Below are 17,128 nucleotides of genomic sequence, written 5' to 3'. Positions count from 1 at the left end.
CCTCAGTCCACCTCCGCCACCGCCTGGGCGAACTGCGCCGCGTACAGCCGGGCGTACGCCCCGTCGGCGGCCAGGAGCACGTCGTGCGTGCCCTGCTCCACGATGGCCCCGTTCTCCATGACCAGGATCGTGTCCGCGTCACGGATCGTCGAGAGCCGGTGCGCGATGACGAAGGACGTGCGTCCGTGCGCGAGCCGGGCCATGGCCTTCTGGATCAGCACCTCCGTCCGGGTGTCGACGGAGCTGGTCGCCTCGTCGAGCACCAGGATCACCGGATCGGACAAGAACGCCCTGGCGATGGTGATGAGCTGCTTCTCGCCCGCGCTCACCCCCGTGCCGTCGTCGTCGATGACGGTGTCGTACCCCTCGGGCAGCGTCCGCACGAAACGGTCGGCGTGGGCGGCGCGCGCCGCCTCCTCTATCTGCTCGCGCGTGACGTCCTTCGCCGCGCCGTACGCGATGTTCTCCGCGATGGTGCCGCCGAACAGCCAGGTGTCCTGGAGCACCATGCCGACCCCGGAGCGCAGTTCGTCGCGCGACATCCTCGCGATGTCGACGCCGTCCAGGGTGATGCGCCCCCCGGTGACCTCGTAGAACCGCATGAGCAGGTTGACCAGCGTGGTCTTGCCCGCGCCCGTCGGGCCGACGATGGCGACCGTGTGGCCGGGCTCCACGGCCAGCGACAGGTCCTCGATGAGCGGCTTGTCCTTGTCGTAGCGGAAGGACACGTGCTCCATCCCGACCCGGCCGCGCAGTCGGTCGGGGCGCTCGCCCGGTACCGGGTCGGCCTCCTGCTCCTCGGCGTCGAGGATCTCGAAGACCCGCTCGGCCGACGCGACACCGGACTGCACGAGGTTCGCCATCGAGGCGACCTGGGTGAGCGGCATCGAGAACTGCCGCGAGTACTGGATGAACGCCTGCACGTCGCCGATGGACAGCGAGCCGGACGCGACCCTGAGGCCGCCGACCACGGCGACCATCACGTAGTTCAGGTTGGAGACGAAGAACATCAGCGGCTGCATGACACCGCTGTTGAACTGCGCCTTGAACCCGGCCTCGTACAGCTCGTCGTTCTGCTCGGCGAACGCCTTCGCGGACTCCTCCTGCCGGCCGAACACCTTCACCAGGGCGTGCCCGGTGTACATCTCCTCGATGTGCGCGTTCAGCTTGCCGGTGGTCTTCCACTGCTGCACGAACTGCGGCTGCGACCGCTTGCCGACCTTCGTCGCCACGAAGAACGACAGCGGCACGGTGATCAGCGCCACCAGCGCGAGCAGCGGCGACACCCAGAACATCATCACGAGTACGCCGATGACGGTCAGCAGCGAGTTGACGAGCTGGCCCATCGTCTGCTGGAGCGTCTGGTTGATGTTGTCGAGGTCGTTCGTGGCGCGGCTCAGGACCTCGCCGCGCTGCCGCTTGTCGAAGTACGACAGCGGGAGCCGCGACAGCTTCGCCTGAACGTCGCCGCGCATCCGGAAGACGGTCCTGTTGATGGCGAGGTTGGAGAGCCTCGTGCCGACGGTCATCAGCAGGCCCGCCACGAGGAACGTGCCGAGCGCGAGCAGCAGGACCTCGCCGACCGCGCCGAAGTCGATGCCCTCGCCCGGCGTGAAGTCGACGCCGGTGAGCATGTCGGCCACGCCGCCGTCACCCTTGTCGCGCATGCCCTCGATGGCCTGTTCCTTCGTCAGGTCGTCGGGCATGTCACGGCCGACGATGCCCGCGAAGAGCAGGTCGGTCGCCTTGCCGAGGATCTTCGGGCCGACCACGGAGAGCGCGACGCTCAGCACCACGGCCACGAGCATCCCGTACATCGTGGTGCGCTCCGGCTTGAACTGCGTGAGCAGCCGCTTGCCGGAGTTCTTGAAGTCCATGGACCGGGAGTCCGGCCCCATCATCGGTCCACCTATGCCAGGGGGCATTACGCGGCCTCCGCTTCCGTCAGCTGGGAGAGCACGATCTCCCGGTAGGTCTCGTTGCTCTCCATCAGCTCGTGGTGGCGGCCCGTGCCCACGACGCGGCCCTCGTCGAGGACCACGATGCGGTCGGCGTCCCTGATGGTGGAGACGCGCTGGGCGACGATGACGACGGTCGCCTCGGCCGTCTCCGCGGCCAGGGCGCCGCGCAGCGCCGCGTCGGTGGCGTAGTCGAGGGCAGAGAACGAGTCGTCGAAGAGATAGATCTCCGGGCGCTGCACCAGCGTGCGCGCGATGGACAGGCGCTGGCGCTGGCCCCCGGAGACATTGGTGCCGCCCTGCGAGATCGGCGCGTCGAGCCCCTCCTCCAGGCCTTGCACGAACTCCTTGGCCTGCGCGACCTCCAGGGCGTGCCAGAGCTCGTCGTCCGTGGCGTCCGGGTTGCCGTAGCGGAGGTTGGTGGCGACCGTACCCGCGAAGAGGTACGGCTTCTGCGGGACGAGGCTGACCGTCTTCGCGAGCAGCGCGGGCTCGACGGTGCCCACGTCCACGCCGCCGACGAGGACCTGCCCGTCGGTGGCGTCGATGAGCCGCGGCACGAGGCTGAGCAGCGTCGACTTGCCGCTGCCGGTCGAGCCGATCACGGCGGTGGTCTCGCCGGGCCGCGCCACGAGGTCGACGGCCTTCAGCACGGGTTCCTCGGCGCCCGGGTAGCGGAAGCCCGCGGACCGGAGCTCCAGATGGCCGTGGCTGCGCAGTTCGCGCACCGGGGCGGCCGGGGGCACCACGCTGCTCTCGGTGTCCAGGACCTCCTCGATGCGCTCGGCACAGACCTCCGCGCGGGGCACCATCATGAACATGAAGGTGGCCATCATCACGGACATCACGATCTGCATGAGATAGGCGAGGAACGCGGTGAGCGCGCCGATCTGCATGCCGCCGTCGTCGATGCGGTGGGCGCCGAACCACACCACCGCGATGGAGGAGATGTTCACGACGGTCATGACGATCGGGAACATCAGGGCGAGCAGCTTGCCGGTGCCGAGCGAGACCTCGGTCAGGTCGGCGTTGGCCCCGCGGAAGCGGTCCTTCTCGTAGGCGTCGCGGACGAAGGCGCGGATGACGCGGTTGCCGGTGATCTGCTCGCGCAGCACGCGGTTCACCGTGTCGAGCCGCTCCTGCATGGTGCGGAACAGCGGACGAAGGCGCCGCACGATCAGGCTGACGCTGATGCCGAGCACGGGTACGACGGCGACGAGGACGCCGGAGAGCGGCACGTCCTGGCCGAGCGCCATCACGATGCCGCCGACGCACATGATGGGCGCGGAGACCATCAGCGTGAACGACATCAGGGCCAGCATCTGCACCTGCTGGACGTCGTTGGTGGTCCGGGTGATCAGCGTCGGGGCGCCGAACGTGCCCATCTCGCGCGCGGAGAACGACTGCACGCGGTCGAACACGGCGGCCCGCACGTCGCGCCCGAGGGCGGCGGCGGTCCGCGCGCCGTAGAAGACGGCGCCGATGTTGCAGATCATCTGCACGACGGTGACGGCGATCATGACGCCGCCGAAGCCGAGGATGTAACCCGTGTCCCCCTGGACGACACCGTTGTCGATGATGTCGGCGTTGAGGGTGGGGAGGTAGAGCGAGGCGCAGGTCTGCAGGAACTGCAGGAGCACCAGCAAGGCGATCGGTTTCTTGTACGGACGCAGGTATGTCCGCAGGAGTCTTATGAGCACGCTCGGTCTCTCGACGGGTCGGGTGGCGGCAAGTTGGCGAGGTCGCCCCTATCCTGCGCCACCCGACCTGTCGGCGTGCAACCGATTAACCCATGACCGGGTCAAAAATCAGCCCGGGTAAAGAAGTGGGCCGAATGAAGGATGTTCCCCCGCGACCCGTCAGGCGGAGAACGCTCCGGGGTGGGTCTGTTCCCGTACGGTCGCGTACTGCTGTCGCACGGCCTGTCCCACGGCGAGCTCCTCGCCCGGCTCGAAGATCTGCGCCGCGGCGCCCTGCCAGTGCGGGAGCTGCCCGGAGAGCGCCCACGCGGCCTGGCGCGCGGCACCGATCGCGGCGTACTCCGCGGGCTGCGGCACGACGACCTGCGTGCCGAAGAGCATCGGGGCCGCCGCCTGCACGGCCGGCAGCTCGGCGGCGGCACCGAGCAGGAAGACCCGCCGGACCTCCACGCCGCGCCCCCGCAGCACGTCGAGCGCGTCACCGAGCCCGCAGAGCATGCCCTCGAAGGCGGCCCGCGCCAGGTGCTCGGGCTTCATCGACTCGCGCCGCAGCCCGGTCAGCGTCCCCGCGGCGTGCGGCAACTGGGGCGTGCGCTCGCCCTCCAGATACGGCAGGAGGACGAGCCCGTGGGCGCCCGGCGTCGACTTCAGGGCGAGCGAGGACAGCTCGTCCAGATCCGACACGCCGAGCATCTCGGCGGTGCCGCGCAGCACCCGTACGGCGTTCATCGTGTGGACCACCGGCAGATGCAGCCCGGTGGCGTCCGCGAGGGCGGTGATCATCCCGCTCGCGTCGGCCAGCGCCTCGTGGTGCACCGCCATCACCGACCCCGAGGCCCCGAGCGACACCACGGCGTCCCCCTGCCGCACCCCGAGCCCGAAGGCGGCGGCCATGGTCTCACCGGTCCCCGCCGAGATCAGCAGCCCCTCGGGCGTCGTCCCCGCGGGCTCGGCGGGGCCGATCACCTCGGGCAGCATCGCCTGGTGCCCGAGGGCCAGCTCGACGAGGTCGGGGCGGTACGAGCCGGTCGCCGCCGACCAGTAGCCGGTGCCGGAGGCCCCGCCGCGGTCGGTCGTACGCCGGGACGGCCTGCCCAGGAGCTGCCACACCAGCCAGTCGGGGGCCTGCATGAGGGCGGCCACGTGGCGCGCAGCCTCCGGCTCCGTCCGCGCCAGCCAGCGCAGCTTCGTCACCGGCTGCGCGGCCTGCGGCACGCACCCGACGGCCTGCGCCCAGGCCTCGCGGCCGCCGAGCCCGTCGATCAGGTCGACGGCGGCCACCTGCGCCCGCCGGTCGTTGCCGACGAGCGCGGGGCGCACGGTGTTGCCGTGGCCGTCGAGCGGCACGAGCGCGTTCTGCTGCGCGCAGACGCCGATCGCCTGCACGCCTTCGAGCAGCCCGCCGCCCGCGGCCTCGCCGAGGGAGAGCAGCCAGGCCTGCGGATCGATGTCGACCGGCCGCCCCCCGCCCTCGGGGCTCTCCTGCGGATGCCGGGCGTAGCCCTGCTTGAGTACGGCGCCCGTGTCCGTGTCACAGACCACGATGCGCGTGGAATCCGGCGAACTGTCCAACCCTGCGACTATCCCCATGCCTGGAATTCTGCCGCACCGCCGAACGGGACCCGACCCCAGCGGTCCCGCCGGGCGCTACGGCGGTCCCGCCGGGCGTTCCGGCGGTCCCGCCCGGTGCTAGGTGTTGCTCGTGCCCCAGTCGTCCTCGGCGCCCTGGTTCTTCTCGCGCAGGGACCGCACCCGCTCGGCCATCGAGTCGGGCATCCGGTCCCCGACCCGGTCGGAGACGGTGCTGAAGGCCTTGCCCGCCACCTCGCGGCCCTGCTGGGTCGCCGACTCGACCGTGTTGCGCACGGCCGGGTTCTGCGAGATCTCGCGGGCCGACTTCTTCAGTTGCTCGTAGCGCTCACGTCCGGCCCGGGTTCCGAGCACGTACCCGAGGGCCAGTCCCACCACGAATGTGAGCCGGTATCGCATGGCAGCCACCCTTTCCTTGCGTCGGCGTCGCATGTCTGTCGCACGTCTGTCGCGCGTCTGTCGCTGGCCCGTCGCCCGTCCGTCTCTCGTCCGCTGACGGGCCGAGGGATACCGATTGGCGGAGCACCCCCCTGCTTGCGCTAATGTATGTGTCGCAGCGGACGTCCGCCGCCCGGAGAGTTCCCAGGCCGGTGCGTTCGATGCACACGAGACGATCCCCTGTAGCTCAATTGGCAGAGCAGCCGGCTGTTAACCGGCAGGTTACTGGTTCGAGTCCAGTCGGGGGAGCTCGGTCTCCTGTAGCTCAATTGGCAGAGCAGCCGGCTGTTAACCGGCAGGTTACTGGTTCGAGTCCAGTCGGGAGAGCTGTACGGAAAGACCTCTGAGATACCCCTCAGGGGTCTTTTTCGTGCCTGGTGGAACCATGCGGGCGGCCCGGCGGTCCTCATGGTCGAGCTATGCCGACCATCCGAAGCAGGAGATCGTATGAGCGGCTATGCTGCGGCAGACGGCGCGCACAAATGTGCGCGACGCGCCGTTAGGGGCGGTAGCTCAGCCGGTTAGAGCAGCGGACTCATAATCCGTCGGCCGTGGGTTCGAGTCCCACCCGCCCCACCACAGCAGAAACGTCGTGACCTGCGAGAACGTAGGTTTCACGCTAGCGCGGGCGCTGCGTTCGCCACACAAACGCCACACCGAAGCCCCGTACGATTTCTCCATGGCGGCGAAGCGCTTCCGTGACCTGGGCAACGGTCACGGACAGCAATGGCCGCCGGGGTGGGTCAAGTGGGAGGGGTTCGTCGGGACCGGCTTCCGGTGGGGTGAGGTGACGGCACTACAGCCCCGGGACTTCACCTTCGCGTCGAAGCGGCCGACGCTCCGCGTGCCCTCGCGCGGCAGGCCATCGCGTGAACGGCCGGCGCGTTCCCGCCTGACCACTGACCGCGAGGTCTTCGTCTGCACCACGTGTGGAACAGACGAAGCCGTGCGGCAAGGCGCAGGAAAGCCGCTCCCTCAAGCACTTCTATGCCAAGGTGTCCGTCTTGCCTGCGCAAGCCATACAGATCATGCGGAGACGAGCCACGGCCGCCCGGTATGCCTGATCATTGGCTCCCCGCGACCGCTGGAGCTCCAGCACCAGTTTCTCCAGCTCCACGAGCGCCGCGCTCGGCAGCACGAAGACTCCCGAGATGCTGACCCCTGTGTCGACCCGGTTGGCGAGCGTCTGTCGGAGCGTCTTCCAAGCCCGTTGCACCGCGAACTTCTGCTTCGTCTTGTCCTCGTCCGGCAAGACGCGAAGTTCCTCCAGCACGGTCATCAACTCCGCCGCCTGCTTGTCCAGGTCTGTCCGCAGCCGGCGAGCGCGTGCCAACATTCGATGCGTGGCAGCGACGCCCGTCCCGCCGAGGGTGACCGTGGCGCCGAAGAGGGCAACCTTGTAGAGCTCCTGACCCCGTGCGTACTGAATCAGCCACAGCAGGCCAATGAGCGCGCACCACATGGTGAACACCCTCATGGGGGCGGCACGGAGCAGGCGGAAGCGAAGGTGCTCGTAAGGGAAGCGGGAGGGTTCGAGTCGGGTCCCGGTGAGTGCGTGATAGATCCAGACGAGGAATAGCAGCATCGCCGCCTGGCCGCGATCTTCCGCCCCGAGCAAGAGGGAACAAGTGGTGAAGAGTACGACGAGGCCGATGTAGCCCAGCACAGGCGCAAGGACGATCCGGCTTTGGGGCTTCCGTGGAAGCTCCTGGAAGTAGGGGAACAGCAGCCAGCCGGCGAGCAGTGCCGCGGGGCCACACAGCAAGGTTGAGATCATCCCGCCCGTCGGGCGGTCGAGCATCACCATCACGACGACCAGGATCGGCAGCGGAAACCCCACCAGAGTCCCGGCTGCGGCTTGCCAGGTGGACGAGTGGCCGCGTACCCACTGCTCAACGGGCAACGTCCACTGACGAAGCCACTTGGGCTCGGTCGAAGCAGCCGTATCCGTCACCTGGTACCCCCGTACCCTGCATGTTCTGTACCTCGATCGGTCCAGGCACCCTACGGGGTGAATCCCGGCAGGGGAGACCCCCAGCGCCGTTCACAGGTCCTCTGCCGACCGGCCCCACGAGGCCGAGGTGACTGTGTCGGCCGACGCGGAATTGTCAGTGGTTCCGACGGGGTAACCGCGGTGGCGCGGGCGAGGTGGTTGACCATGGGCCGGCCGAAGCCTCCGGTGCCGCCGTTGACCCTGCGGCGTCACCGTTCGAGGTTGGTTTCCTCACCGCCGAACGAACGAAAATCTATACTGACTGGGGTAGACATTGGGGTGCGATGTGCTTATGGTTTCTCTCGTAGCCAAGGAAGTCAGCAGGGCCCGGCAGAGATGAACTGCCGGGCAGCAGTACCAGCAGTTGCAGTTGGCAGGACGGTGCGGTGGCGGAGTTTCGAAGCCAGGGTTGTTGCAGGACGGCGACGGGACTGGCGACCGGACCGGGTGGCCCGCAGTGATCAGGGGCCGCCGTGAGCAGTACCGCAGTATCCGTAAGTGCAGGACGCGTTACCCAGCAGCGAAGTAGTCAGTGAGCAGCACCTCGGCGAAGGCGTCGGCTGCGGACGCGCGCACCGGGAAGTTCGGCAGTGGGGTTCTAAGCCAGAGCAGACGCAGGACAGGCGACGGGGCTGGCTGCCGAAGAGTGGCGCTTACTCAGGTCACCGAGCAGTTCGCATCACCAGCAGTAGGTAAGTGATCTCAGAGGGAAGAACGGAGGATCCAGACACCATCAGGATCGCCCGGGCGGAAGTCTTGAGCCCGGGTACCGCAGGACATCGATAGTGAGGTGGTCTCCGGTCAAGCAACCGCGATCCCTGCAAACCCGACGCCTTTCAGGTCGGGTCAGCGGAAACAGAAGGCCGACGCAGCATCAGGGTCGGCAGATGGTGTAGCAGTTCCTTCGGGGCCCGGGTGCCATATCGCACCCGGGCCCCTCCACGCGTTCCACAGAGAGGTGCAAATGACAGCAGACGACTCGTTCGACCGTCTCGATGACGACGACTACCCCGCCTACACGATGGGCCGGGCCGCCGAGATGCTCGGCACCACCCAGGGCTTCCTCCGCGCCATCGGCGAAGCCCGCCTCATCACCCCCTTGCGCTCCGCAGGCGGCCACCGCCGCTACTCCCGCTACCAACTGCGCATCGCCGCCCGCGCCCGGGAACTCGTCGACAACGGGACTCCCATTGAGGCCGCCTGCCGCATCATCATCCTCGAGGACCAGCTTGAGGAAGCACAGCGCATCAACGCTCAACACCGCCGCGCCGCCGAATCGGCGAACCCGCCGACCGCGGCCTGAGACGGCCAGGGCCTCTCCCAGAGCTTCGCTGCCATCGGGCAGCATGCTGCCCGGAACGCCGAGTGTTCCGGGCAGCCTCGTCTTCTGCGAATCTTGGACCGAGAGCGGTCGGCCGCGAAGAGGTCCTGGATGAGCTGGACCCGCTCGTCTCTGGCCACTGGCCGATTTCAGTTGCTCGGTGTCTCGCCTGCCTTGTCCACTATTCCGGTGCCGAGCAGCGCCACGTCGTCCGAGCCCAGGTAGGTGAGGGACTTCTTGTCGAAGACCCATGTACCGCGGTCGTCGCCGTTCTCGAAGCTCAGGCCGATCCCCGGACGGCCGGCGAAGTCCTTGGCCTTCTGAACCACCGTGATGCCCGGGATCTTCGCCGCAGCGCGGTAGAGCGCGGCGTCCAGCTCGGGGAGGAGCGTCGCGTCGTCGAGCATGTCACCGATCATTTCCAGCGCCGCGCCCCGGTTGATCGAGCCCTTGTCTTTCGTGTCGTCGTAGACCTGTTTGAGCAGGGCGTCCGGGTCGGTGGGCAGCGCCTCCAGCTCGCGGTAGGTAGTGATGTTCGGGTCGGCGGACAGCCTCATGTCCTCCGCGACGCCTCTGGGGGTCCGATGCCCGGGGAGGTTCGGGCCCGACAGCACGGTGATCCGGGCCAGTCCGGGGCGCTTGCCATTGACGGCGGTCCAGTTCGAGCGTCGGTGGACCTGGGTGCCGCTGTCCTCTACGTCCGTGATCTCCAGCGAGCCTTGGGTGTTGATGTAGATGTACTGGTCGTCGCGGACGGTTACGGACTTCTTCGCGGCGGCGACCGTGGCGATGCGGTTCAGGAGCTCGACCGCTTCCTGATCGGTCGTGGGAGTTCTCGGTTCAACGGTGCCGGCGACGACTGCCGCGGTGACTGCGGCGGCTGTGGCAAGGGGCACACCGATCATGGCAAACCGACGACGGCGGGCAGACTCTCGCGACCTGGGCGTCATCGCGGTCTCCCGGGTGCTCTGGGCCTTCTTGGTGAGCTCTCGCATCAGGTGGTCCTTCAACACGTCATGACGGTCGATCGTCAGGACCGGTTCACCCGGGGCCGGCAGCAGCCTGGCCAGTTCTTCGCGCTTCTCGGGGTTCATCGGTGCTCCTCCTGCGTCAGCCGGACCGCTTCAGAGCGGCCACCCGTTACCTGTCCGGGGCGAGGGATGGGGTGAGGGATGGGGCGAGGGAGGGGGCCACGGGAGAGTCTCGGCTTTTCTGGGCCGGGTGGGGTATCCACTGGTCCGATATCCACTGGCCCGGGGTCACCTGGCGCTCCCGGGCTCGACGGCGGCCGCTTGCCGGACGTACGCCGGGCCAGTTCCGCTTCCGACAGGTGCCGCAGGCGTTTCCTGGTCCGGGAGAGCCGGGACCGCACCGTGCTGGCCGGTACGCCCAGGGCCTCGCCGGCGGCCGCGTAACTCAGGCCCGACCAGACGCACAGGGCGAACACCTCGCGCTCGGAGCTGCGGAGCCGGCCGAGCGCCGTGCGGGCGGCAGCGAGCCGTTCGGAGTCCTCCATGCGGCCGACAAGTTCGTCCGCGAAGTCCAGTACGGTGTCGTGACCCTCCGGGCGGTTCGGGAGTCGGGCAAGCGCGGCGCTGTGCCGGCGGGCGGCTCGGCGGGTGTTGCGCATGACATTGGTGGCGATGCCGTAGAGCCAGGGCCGCAGGCCGTCCCCGCCCTCGCCCTCGGCGTCTCCTCCGGGGGCTGCGGCATCGGGCCTCAGCTTCTCCCGCAGCCGCCACGCCTCCAGGAAGGTCAAGGACACTATGTCCTCGGCCGCGCCCCGGTCTCCTGTCAGCCGTGCGGCATGGCTGTACACGGCCCGAGCATGCGCATCGAACAACTCACCGAAGGCGTCCGGGTCACCGGCCCTTATCTGATCACGTAGGGAAGGTTCCACAACCAGTCCTGTCCGCCCGGCATCCACCGTCTCTGTGACGGCCCTCACACCTGTGCGTGTTCGTTGGTGGCTGGGGGCCGTCAGCAGCCCTGATCCCTGGGTGCAACCGCCTGTGGCGGGGTGAACAGGGGCTGGAGGGTTCGGGTGGCTGTTTCGCGCAGCCAGGTGTGGGCGGGGTCATTGTCGTGGCGCTGGTGCCAGAGCAGGTGGAGGGGTACGGCGGGCAGTTCGAGCGGCAGTGGCAGTGTCGTCAGGCCGAGTTGGTGGCGGGAGGAGTGGGTGACCGCGTCCGGCAGGGTGACCACGAGGTCGGTGTCGCAGGCGAGTTGCAGTGCGGTGGCCGTGGTGGGGGCGGAGGCGACGACGCGGCGCTCGTGGCCGAGTGCGGCCAGTGCGTCGTCGATCCGGTCACGCAGGCGTCCACGGCGGGAGACGGTGAGGTGGTCGGCCGCCGCGTATCTCGCGGTGCTCACAGGCTGTTCGGTGAGCGGGTGGCCCGGCCGGACGGCGAGGACGAGCCGGTCGCGGCCGATGAGGCGGTGGCGTATGTCGGGCAGGGGCGACGGCCCGCTACTGGAGGCGATGTCGACCTCGCCGCGGCGCAGCTCGGGGGTGTCGTCACCGGGCTCGGCGGTGAGGCGTAGTTGCACCCCCGGGGCTTGACGGTGCACGGCGGCGATCAGGGCCGTCCCGCAGGTGGTGGTGAGGGCGTCGTGCCAGCGAACGGTGAACACCCGCTCCAGATTCGCCAGGTCGAGTTCCGTCTGGGCGGACAGCAGATGGTGCGCTTGCTGTACCAGGGCGTGAACCTCGGTGCGCATGGCCAGCGCGCGGGTCGTGGGGGTCATATGGCGCCCCGTGCGGACCAAGATCGGATCGCCGGTGACCTTGCGGATACGGCCCAGAGACCGGCTCATCGCGGGTGCGGTGACGTGGAGGCGGGCCGCGGCCCCGGTCACGCTGCCTTCCTCCAGCAGTGCGTCCAGGGCGGTGAGCAGATTCAAATCCAGTTGCATGGCAGTAACTGTACGAGTGTTCACCATGCACTTGTTGTTAATGGTGAGGGCTTCTACCTTCGAGGTGCGGGGCCGACGCGAGAACTCATCACTCCCCGCTTCCACCGAATCCAGGGAGTACGCGATGAGCACAGCCATGCCTTCCAGCCCTGACACCACGCTTCTGCCCGCGGTGACCGCCGTGGTGAAGGCCGCGGGAGTCATCCTGCGCAGGCGCTGCACGACCCATGCCCGGGGTATGAGCCTGGAGGAGGTCGTCGGCGAGATCCACGCCAATGACGACGCGGTCCTCGCCGTGATGCGGGAGCCGCTGCTGAAGGCCCTGCCGGGGTCGCGGTGGGTGGAGGACGAGTTGGCGGGAGGAGCGCTCCCGCCGGGCGAGTGGTGGGTCTGTGACCCGGCCGAGGGAAACATCAACCACGTCCACGGCATGCCCGACTGGGCCGTCACCGCCACCCTGGTGCGCGACAACCAGCCGGTGCTCACGGTCGTGCACCTCCCGCTGGCAGGTGACACCTACACCGCCACTGCCGGCGGCGGCGCCCACCTCAACGGCCGTTCTCTGACCGCGTCGGCCAAGGATGACCTGGGTGCCGCGCTGATCGGCACCGGACAGGCCCGGCCCGGCGAGAGCACCGACACCTTCCGCCGGATCGGTACGTCGGTCACCGCCATGCTCACCGCCGGCCTCGTTGTGCGTGTCTCCGTCCCGGCCACACTTCAGCTCATCCATGTGGCCGCCGGACGCATGGACGCCTTCTGGCAGTTCTCCGACGTCCGCTCCGGCCTGGCCGCCGGCGCCCTGCTGGTCACCGAGGCCGGAGGCACCGTCACCGACCTGGACGGCAAGCCCTGGACGGCGGGCAGCCGCGACTTCCTGGCCGCGGCCCCCCGCATCCACACCGCAGCGCTCGACGTCCTGTCCTCGATCTGACCACCCACCCCACCACCGCCCCAACTCCCCAGTTCACAAGGAGCACCTCAACATGGCCAGCATCGGCATCCTGGGCACCGGCCGCGTCGGCACCACCCTCGCCCGCGCTCTCGTCACCGCGGGACACCACGTCACCCTCGGCCACCGCCGGCTCGGCGAAGAGACAAGCCCCGCGTCAGCGGAAGGACTTGCCATCCGCTGTGCCGACCACGCCACCACCGCCCGCACTGCGGACATCGTGATCAACGCCACCCCCGGCGACAGCACCCTGGTGCGGCTCACCGCCTTGCAGGACGAACTCACCGACAAGATCCTCATCGACGTATCCAACGCCACTCACGACGCCGCCGACGGGCTCCCCGGCGACCTGTGTTACCCCGGCGGCAGCCTCGCCGAAGGACTCCAGGCCGCCCTGCCCGACACTCACGTCGTCAAGACCCTCAACACCATGCTGTTCACGGTCATGACCGCCCCCGGATCCCTGACCCAGCCGCCCACCGCCTACCTCTCCGGCAACAGCGAGCAGGCAAAGAAGACCGTCACGGGCCTTCTCGACGACCTGGGCTGGAAGCCCGACTGGATCGAGGACCTGGGCGACGTCACCACCGCCCGCTCCACCGAAGCCGTGATCCTCCTCGTCCCCCACGTCCTGCGCCGCAACGGCTTCGCCCCCTTCGCCGTCTCCCTCGCACGCTGACCCGAGCCGCGGGCAGTGGTGCCTCCGGCATGACAGCGCCGGGCCTACGGAATGTCCTCAGCCCTGCCCCCGGCCATACCGCAACCTCGCCGCCACCAGCACCACCAGCACCACCACACAGGGGACAAGGAACCGCACATGACCACCACAGTGCCAACAGACGTCGCCGAGCTCACCGAGATCAAGGCCTACGTCGACTTCGCGAACAGCGCTCCCGCATCCGTGCGGAAGGCCCTGGGCCTCGGCATCCTGAACGCAGCCCCGCCACACGCCATGGCCATCCGCGAGGACCCGAGCCACTTCTTCAACCGGGCCGGCGGCTTCGACACCGAGCGACCGATCACCGCCGAGGACCTGGCTCGGATAGGCGACTTCTACCGGGCCCAGGGGGTGACACAGGGCTCGATCATGATCGCCCCGCATCTGCTGCCGCCGGACTGGGCCGCCACCACCGCGAAGCTGGGTCTCACTGAGGGCAGCCGATTCGTCAAGCTGGGCCGCGACCTCGACGTCACGCCTGCCCTCGACGGTCTTCCCCCGCTGACCCCCGGCCGGCGCGTCGGAGTCGTCGAGGCCCAGCAGGCCCACGAGTGGGCCACCGTCATGCAGACCACCTTCGGGTTCACCGCACCCGACATGATCGAGATGGCCGCGTCCTTCGTGGGCAGGGCCAACTGGCGGCAGTACGCGGTCTGGGCCGGGGAGCGGATCGTCGCGGTCGGGAGCGTCTTCTTCAACGGCGAGTGCGCCCACATGTTCGCCGGGGCCACGGCCCCGGACGCGCGTGGCCGCGGGGCCCAGTCAGCCCTGCTCGCCGCCCGTCTCCGCGCGGCCGAGGCCGAGGGCTGCCGATGGATCGTCGCGGAGACCGGCGCTGAGGGCCCCGGCGAACACAACCCGTCCCTGCACAACATGCTGCGCGCCGGTTTCGAGCCGATGTACGACCGCACTCACTGGCAGTGGCACGCGTAGGAGCGAAAACCCCTCCGGAGGTAGCGAACGTAGTGGGGGATGCGTTCGCCCGGATGCCCCGCATCGCGGGCATTCCCCCACCCAGGGGTGGGCTCGTGTCCTGGCTCCGGAAGCCCACATTTCCGCTCAGGCAGCTTCCCCATACATCGCGCACTCGCAGACAAGGACAACCATGAGTACCCTCACCGCTCCTCGGCCTGCCCCACCGGCGCGAGTGAACCGAGTCCGCTGGCGTATCCCGGCTCGGCTGCGCAAGAGCATTCTGGTGACGCATGTCGTGTCGGCGGGAGCCTGGATCGGCATCAACGTCATCTCCGTAGTCCTGGTAGCGATCGGCTGGTTCCGCGCGGGCGACGACCGCACCGCTGTGGACCGCGCACTCGCCGACTTCTTCGTCGTCCCTCTCCTCCTGGCGGCTCTCGTGGCCGGGACGGTCTGCCTGGTCACCGGCATCCTGCTGGGGCCGGCCACCAAATGGGCACTCGTACGCTACTGGTGGGTCGCTGTGAAGCTGATCCTCAACGTCGTCGCCTGCGCGATGATGCTGGCATTCCTGGGCCCCATCACCGAACTCGCCTCGGGCGAGCAACCGTTGCAGGACATCTGGTTCGTCTCGTTCCTCGCCGCCACCGCCCTCGCTCTCCTGAGCTTCGCCACAGCGCTCTCGGTCTTCAAGCCATGGGGCCGGGTCCGAAAGTGAGCCCTTCCGACCGCGGCCAGGACGCGGGCGGGACCGGTGCGACGGGACGTGTCTATGCCGGTGCTCCCTCCGCCCGGGGATCGAAGAGGTCCGGCGCGGGGCCGGCCGCCCCCGTGTGGTGGGTGAAGCGGTGGCGGTATGACGTCGGTGTGGTCGCGTAGTGCGCGGTGAAGTTCTGCCGGAAGGTCACGGCGCTGGCGAATCCGCATGCCGCCGAGATGCGGGTGATGCTCCAGGTGGTCGTCTCCAGCAGTCTGCGGGCCTCGTCGAGCCTGCGGGTGAGGACCCACCTGGCCGGGCTCATGCCGGTCGTCTCGTAGAACCGGCGGGAGAAGTTACGGGTGCTCATGTGCGCGTGGGCGGCGAGTTCGGTGACGGACAGGCACTGGTCGAGGTTGGCCAGGGCCCAGGTGATCGTGTCACCGATGGGCCCCGCGGCGTCGTCGGGCACGGGCCGGTCGATGTACTGGGCCTGGTCGCCCTCCCGGTGGGGGGCGATGACGAGATGACGCGCGACGGTGGCGGCCGCCGCGGATCCCAGCCGGTTGCGGACGAGGTGGAGGCAGGCGTCGAGCCCGGAGGCCGTGCCGGCCGAGGTGAGCACGTCACCGTGGTCCAAGTACAGGGCATCCGCGTGCACGTCCACGGCGGGGTAGCGTTCGGCCAGTTGTTCCGCCAGGGCCCAGTGGGTGGCCGCGGTGCGGCCGTCGAGCACGCCGCTGCCCGCCACGGGGAACGCGCCGAGGCAGAGCCCGGTGATCCCCGCCCCGCGAGCGTGCGCGTCCCGGATCAGGGCGACGCACTCGCCGTCCGGTTCCGGGAGGTCGGTCGGCCAGGAAGGGAAGACGAGCAGGTCGGCCGATTCCGCCGCGGCGGGCCCGGCGAGGTCACCGATCAGGATCCCCTCCGAGGTGCGGACCGGGCGCGCGTCCGCGCTCCACACCGTGGTGGTCCAGCCCTGCGCCAGACCCTGCCGGGCCACCTCGCCGAACACGAGCAGGGGCGTGGCGAGATGGAAGGCGGTGATCCCGTCGAAGGCGTGAATGGCGATGCGCATGCCTGTCCTGATCTCATCGATTATCTGCTTTCCTGCCACTCACTGTAGTGCGCGCGGCCCGGTGAGGATGGGGTCCGCGGCGCCCTCCGCGCCGCATCCGCCCAGGAACAGGAGAGAACGTTGACCGCCCCACGCCGCGCCCTTGTCCTCATCGACGTGCAGCAGGAGTACTTCGACGGACCGCTGAGCATCCAGTACCCGCCCCGCGACGCGTCGCTGGCGAACATCCTGCGTGCCCTGGACATCGCCACGCGGGCGGACATGCCTGTGGTCGCCGTCCGGCACGAGGCCCCCGAAGGGTTCCCGGTCTTCGCGGCCGGCTCGCCCGGCTGGGAGCTCCACCCCGAGGTGGAGCGCCGCCTCGGCTCCACGGTCAAGCGAGTGACCAAGAACTTCTCCGACATCTTCACCTCCACCGGCCTCGCCGACTGGTTCCGGGAGAACGGGATCGACACGCTGACTCTGGTCGGCTACATGACGAACAACTGCGTCCTGTCCACCTCCGCCGCCGCCGAGCCCCTCGGTTTCACGGTCGAGGTCCTCTCCGACGCGACCGGCGCCGTCCACCTCTCCAACGAGGCCGGGACCGCCTCCGCGCAGCAGGTCCACGGAACCCTGATGACGCTGCTGCACTCGAACTGGGCGGCGGTCACCACCACCGACGCCTGGGCATCGGCCGTCACCGCCGCAGACCGACCCGCCAAGAGCGACCTCGTCACCTCGGCCTTGCAGGGCGGCGCCGCTCACTGACGGGTACACCGCCCTCCACGGTGTGAGAGCACCTCACGGGACGACGCCGTGGCGCTCTCACACCGGCGGGCCTCGCGGAGAACGGCGTCACCCCCGCCGCCC

Annotated in this window: 15 protein-coding genes and 3 tRNA genes; 9 read left to right on the top strand and 9 right to left on the bottom strand. The window is 69.1% G+C overall.

Features of this window, described 5'->3' with window-relative positions; all coding sequences use genetic code 11:
* Nucleotides 1–2 precede the first annotated feature (2 nt).
* The 4 genes from ACRAKF_RS13425 to ACRAKF_RS13410 all read right to left on the bottom strand — a co-directional run bounded on the left by ACRAKF_RS13425 (nucleotide 3) and on the right by ACRAKF_RS13410 (nucleotide 5,647).
* Complete coding sequence (locus ACRAKF_RS13425) at nucleotides 3–1,901, bottom strand: ABC transporter ATP-binding protein (protein WP_447037274.1); 1,899 nt, start codon at nucleotides 1,899–1,901, stop codon at nucleotides 3–5.
* A gap of 23 nt (nucleotides 1,902–1,924) precedes the next feature.
* On the bottom strand, nucleotides 1,925–3,658 hold the full coding sequence (locus ACRAKF_RS13420; protein WP_447037273.1) for an ABC transporter ATP-binding protein: 1,734 nt from the start codon (nucleotides 3,656–3,658) through the stop codon (nucleotides 1,925–1,927).
* Between the two features lie 159 nt (nucleotides 3,659–3,817).
* On the bottom strand, nucleotides 3,818–5,248 hold the full coding sequence (locus ACRAKF_RS13415; protein WP_447037272.1) for an FGGY family carbohydrate kinase: 1,431 nt from the start codon (nucleotides 5,246–5,248) through the stop codon (nucleotides 3,818–3,820).
* A gap of 99 nt (nucleotides 5,249–5,347) precedes the next feature.
* Nucleotides 5,348–5,647, bottom strand: a complete 300-nt coding sequence (locus ACRAKF_RS13410; protein ID WP_447037271.1) for a YtxH domain-containing protein — start codon at nucleotides 5,645–5,647, stop codon at nucleotides 5,348–5,350.
* 215 nt (nucleotides 5,648–5,862) lie between these two features.
* Between ACRAKF_RS13410 and ACRAKF_RS13405 the strand changes: the two genes are divergently transcribed.
* The 3 genes from ACRAKF_RS13405 to ACRAKF_RS13395 all read left to right on the top strand — a co-directional run bounded on the left by ACRAKF_RS13405 (nucleotide 5,863) and on the right by ACRAKF_RS13395 (nucleotide 6,265).
* Nucleotides 5,863–5,935 (top strand) — tRNA-Asn (locus ACRAKF_RS13405).
* Between the two features lie 5 nt (nucleotides 5,936–5,940).
* Nucleotides 5,941–6,013: transfer RNA gene (locus tag ACRAKF_RS13400), tRNA-Asn, on the top strand.
* 175 nt (nucleotides 6,014–6,188) lie between these two features.
* Nucleotides 6,189–6,265: transfer RNA gene (locus tag ACRAKF_RS13395), tRNA-Ile, on the top strand.
* A gap of 406 nt (nucleotides 6,266–6,671) precedes the next feature.
* Here the strand turns inward: ACRAKF_RS13395 and ACRAKF_RS13390 are convergent.
* Nucleotides 6,672–7,640 carry a hypothetical protein gene (locus tag ACRAKF_RS13390; RefSeq protein ID WP_447037270.1) on the bottom strand — a complete coding sequence of 323 codons (969 nt, stop codon included), beginning with the start codon at nucleotides 7,638–7,640 and terminating at the stop codon, nucleotides 6,672–6,674.
* A 1,003-nt stretch (nucleotides 7,641–8,643) separates the two neighbouring features.
* Here ACRAKF_RS13390 and ACRAKF_RS13385 point away from each other — a divergent pair.
* Nucleotides 8,644–8,982: a MerR family transcriptional regulator gene (locus tag ACRAKF_RS13385; protein ID WP_447037269.1), complete on the top strand. Its 339-nt coding sequence runs from the start codon at nucleotides 8,644–8,646 to the stop codon at nucleotides 8,980–8,982.
* Between the two features lie 167 nt (nucleotides 8,983–9,149).
* Here ACRAKF_RS13385 and ACRAKF_RS13380 read toward each other — a convergent pair whose 3' ends face one another.
* From ACRAKF_RS13380 to ACRAKF_RS13370, 3 genes are all read right to left on the bottom strand, one after another.
* Nucleotides 9,150–10,094, bottom strand: a complete 945-nt coding sequence (locus ACRAKF_RS13380) for a CU044_5270 family protein (protein ID WP_447037268.1) — start codon at nucleotides 10,092–10,094, stop codon at nucleotides 9,150–9,152.
* A complete protein-coding gene (locus ACRAKF_RS13375; RefSeq protein ID WP_447037267.1) occupies nucleotides 10,091–10,900 on the bottom strand; it encodes an RNA polymerase sigma factor in 810 nt (269 codons plus the stop codon). Before ACRAKF_RS13375 ends, ACRAKF_RS13380 begins: the two co-directional genes overlap by 4 nt.
* A gap of 80 nt (nucleotides 10,901–10,980) precedes the next feature.
* Complete coding sequence (locus ACRAKF_RS13370) at nucleotides 10,981–11,916, bottom strand: LysR family transcriptional regulator (RefSeq protein ID WP_447037266.1); 936 nt, start codon at nucleotides 11,914–11,916, stop codon at nucleotides 10,981–10,983.
* 124 nt (nucleotides 11,917–12,040) lie between these two features.
* On the opposite strand from ACRAKF_RS13370, the gene ACRAKF_RS13365 reads away from it, so the two are divergent.
* From ACRAKF_RS13365 to ACRAKF_RS13350, 4 genes are all read left to right on the top strand, one after another.
* Nucleotides 12,041–12,850, top strand: a complete 810-nt coding sequence (locus tag ACRAKF_RS13365; RefSeq protein WP_447037265.1) for an inositol monophosphatase family protein — start codon at nucleotides 12,041–12,043, stop codon at nucleotides 12,848–12,850.
* 52 nt (nucleotides 12,851–12,902) lie between these two features.
* Nucleotides 12,903–13,547 carry an NADPH-dependent F420 reductase gene (locus tag ACRAKF_RS13360; RefSeq protein WP_447037264.1) on the top strand — a complete coding sequence of 215 codons (645 nt, stop codon included), beginning with the start codon at nucleotides 12,903–12,905 and terminating at the stop codon, nucleotides 13,545–13,547.
* Between the two features lie 138 nt (nucleotides 13,548–13,685).
* Nucleotides 13,686–14,519 (top strand): GNAT family N-acetyltransferase, encoded by an 834-nt coding sequence (locus tag ACRAKF_RS13355; protein ID WP_447037263.1) that lies wholly within the window; start codon nucleotides 13,686–13,688, stop codon nucleotides 14,517–14,519.
* A gap of 265 nt (nucleotides 14,520–14,784) precedes the next feature.
* Nucleotides 14,785–15,219 (top strand): hypothetical protein, encoded by a 435-nt coding sequence (locus ACRAKF_RS13350; RefSeq protein WP_447037261.1) that lies wholly within the window; start codon nucleotides 14,785–14,787, stop codon nucleotides 15,217–15,219.
* Between the two features lie 52 nt (nucleotides 15,220–15,271).
* Here ACRAKF_RS13350 and ACRAKF_RS13345 read toward each other — a convergent pair whose 3' ends face one another.
* The gene (locus tag ACRAKF_RS13345; RefSeq protein WP_447037259.1) at nucleotides 15,272–16,276 is read right to left on the bottom strand and encodes a GlxA family transcriptional regulator; all 1,005 of its coding nucleotides are present in this window, start codon (nucleotides 16,274–16,276) and stop codon (nucleotides 15,272–15,274) included.
* 120 nt (nucleotides 16,277–16,396) lie between these two features.
* Here ACRAKF_RS13345 and ACRAKF_RS13340 point away from each other — a divergent pair, with 120 nt between their 5' ends.
* Complete coding sequence (locus tag ACRAKF_RS13340; RefSeq protein ID WP_447037258.1) at nucleotides 16,397–17,026, top strand: cysteine hydrolase family protein; 630 nt, start codon at nucleotides 16,397–16,399, stop codon at nucleotides 17,024–17,026.
* Nucleotides 17,027–17,128 lie beyond the last annotated feature (102 nt).

It is taken from the genome of Streptomyces sp. DSM 118878 (genome assembly GCF_052936595.1).
This window is presented reverse-complemented; position numbering and strand designations above follow the sequence as displayed.

What these genes read in the sequence shown, in the direction of transcription:
- ACRAKF_RS13380 (WP_447037268.1), bottom strand. Translation starts at nt 10,094, where the DNA reads ATGAACCCCGAGAAGCGCGAAGAACTGGCCAGGCTGCTGCCGGCCCCG.
- ACRAKF_RS13385 (WP_447037269.1), top strand. Translation starts at nt 8,644, where the DNA reads ATGACAGCAGACGACTCGTTCGACCGTCTCGATGACGACGACTACCCC.
- ACRAKF_RS13370 (WP_447037266.1), bottom strand. Translation starts at nt 11,916, where the DNA reads ATGCAACTGGATTTGAATCTGCTCACCGCCCTGGACGCACTGCTGGAG.
- ACRAKF_RS13360 (WP_447037264.1), top strand. Translation starts at nt 12,903, where the DNA reads ATGGCCAGCATCGGCATCCTGGGCACCGGCCGCGTCGGCACCACCCTC.
- ACRAKF_RS13355 (WP_447037263.1), top strand. Translation starts at nt 13,686, where the DNA reads ATGACCACCACAGTGCCAACAGACGTCGCCGAGCTCACCGAGATCAAG.
- ACRAKF_RS13365 (WP_447037265.1), top strand. Translation starts at nt 12,041, where the DNA reads ATGAGCACAGCCATGCCTTCCAGCCCTGACACCACGCTTCTGCCCGCG.
- ACRAKF_RS13425 (WP_447037274.1), bottom strand. Translation starts at nt 1,901, where the DNA reads ATGATGGGGCCGGACTCCCGGTCCATGGACTTCAAGAACTCCGGCAAG.
- ACRAKF_RS13415 (WP_447037272.1), bottom strand. Translation starts at nt 5,248, where the DNA reads ATGGGGATAGTCGCAGGGTTGGACAGTTCGCCGGATTCCACGCGCATC.
- ACRAKF_RS13410 (WP_447037271.1), bottom strand. Translation starts at nt 5,647, where the DNA reads ATGCGATACCGGCTCACATTCGTGGTGGGACTGGCCCTCGGGTACGTG.
- ACRAKF_RS13345 (WP_447037259.1), bottom strand. Translation starts at nt 16,276, where the DNA reads ATGCGCATCGCCATTCACGCCTTCGACGGGATCACCGCCTTCCATCTC.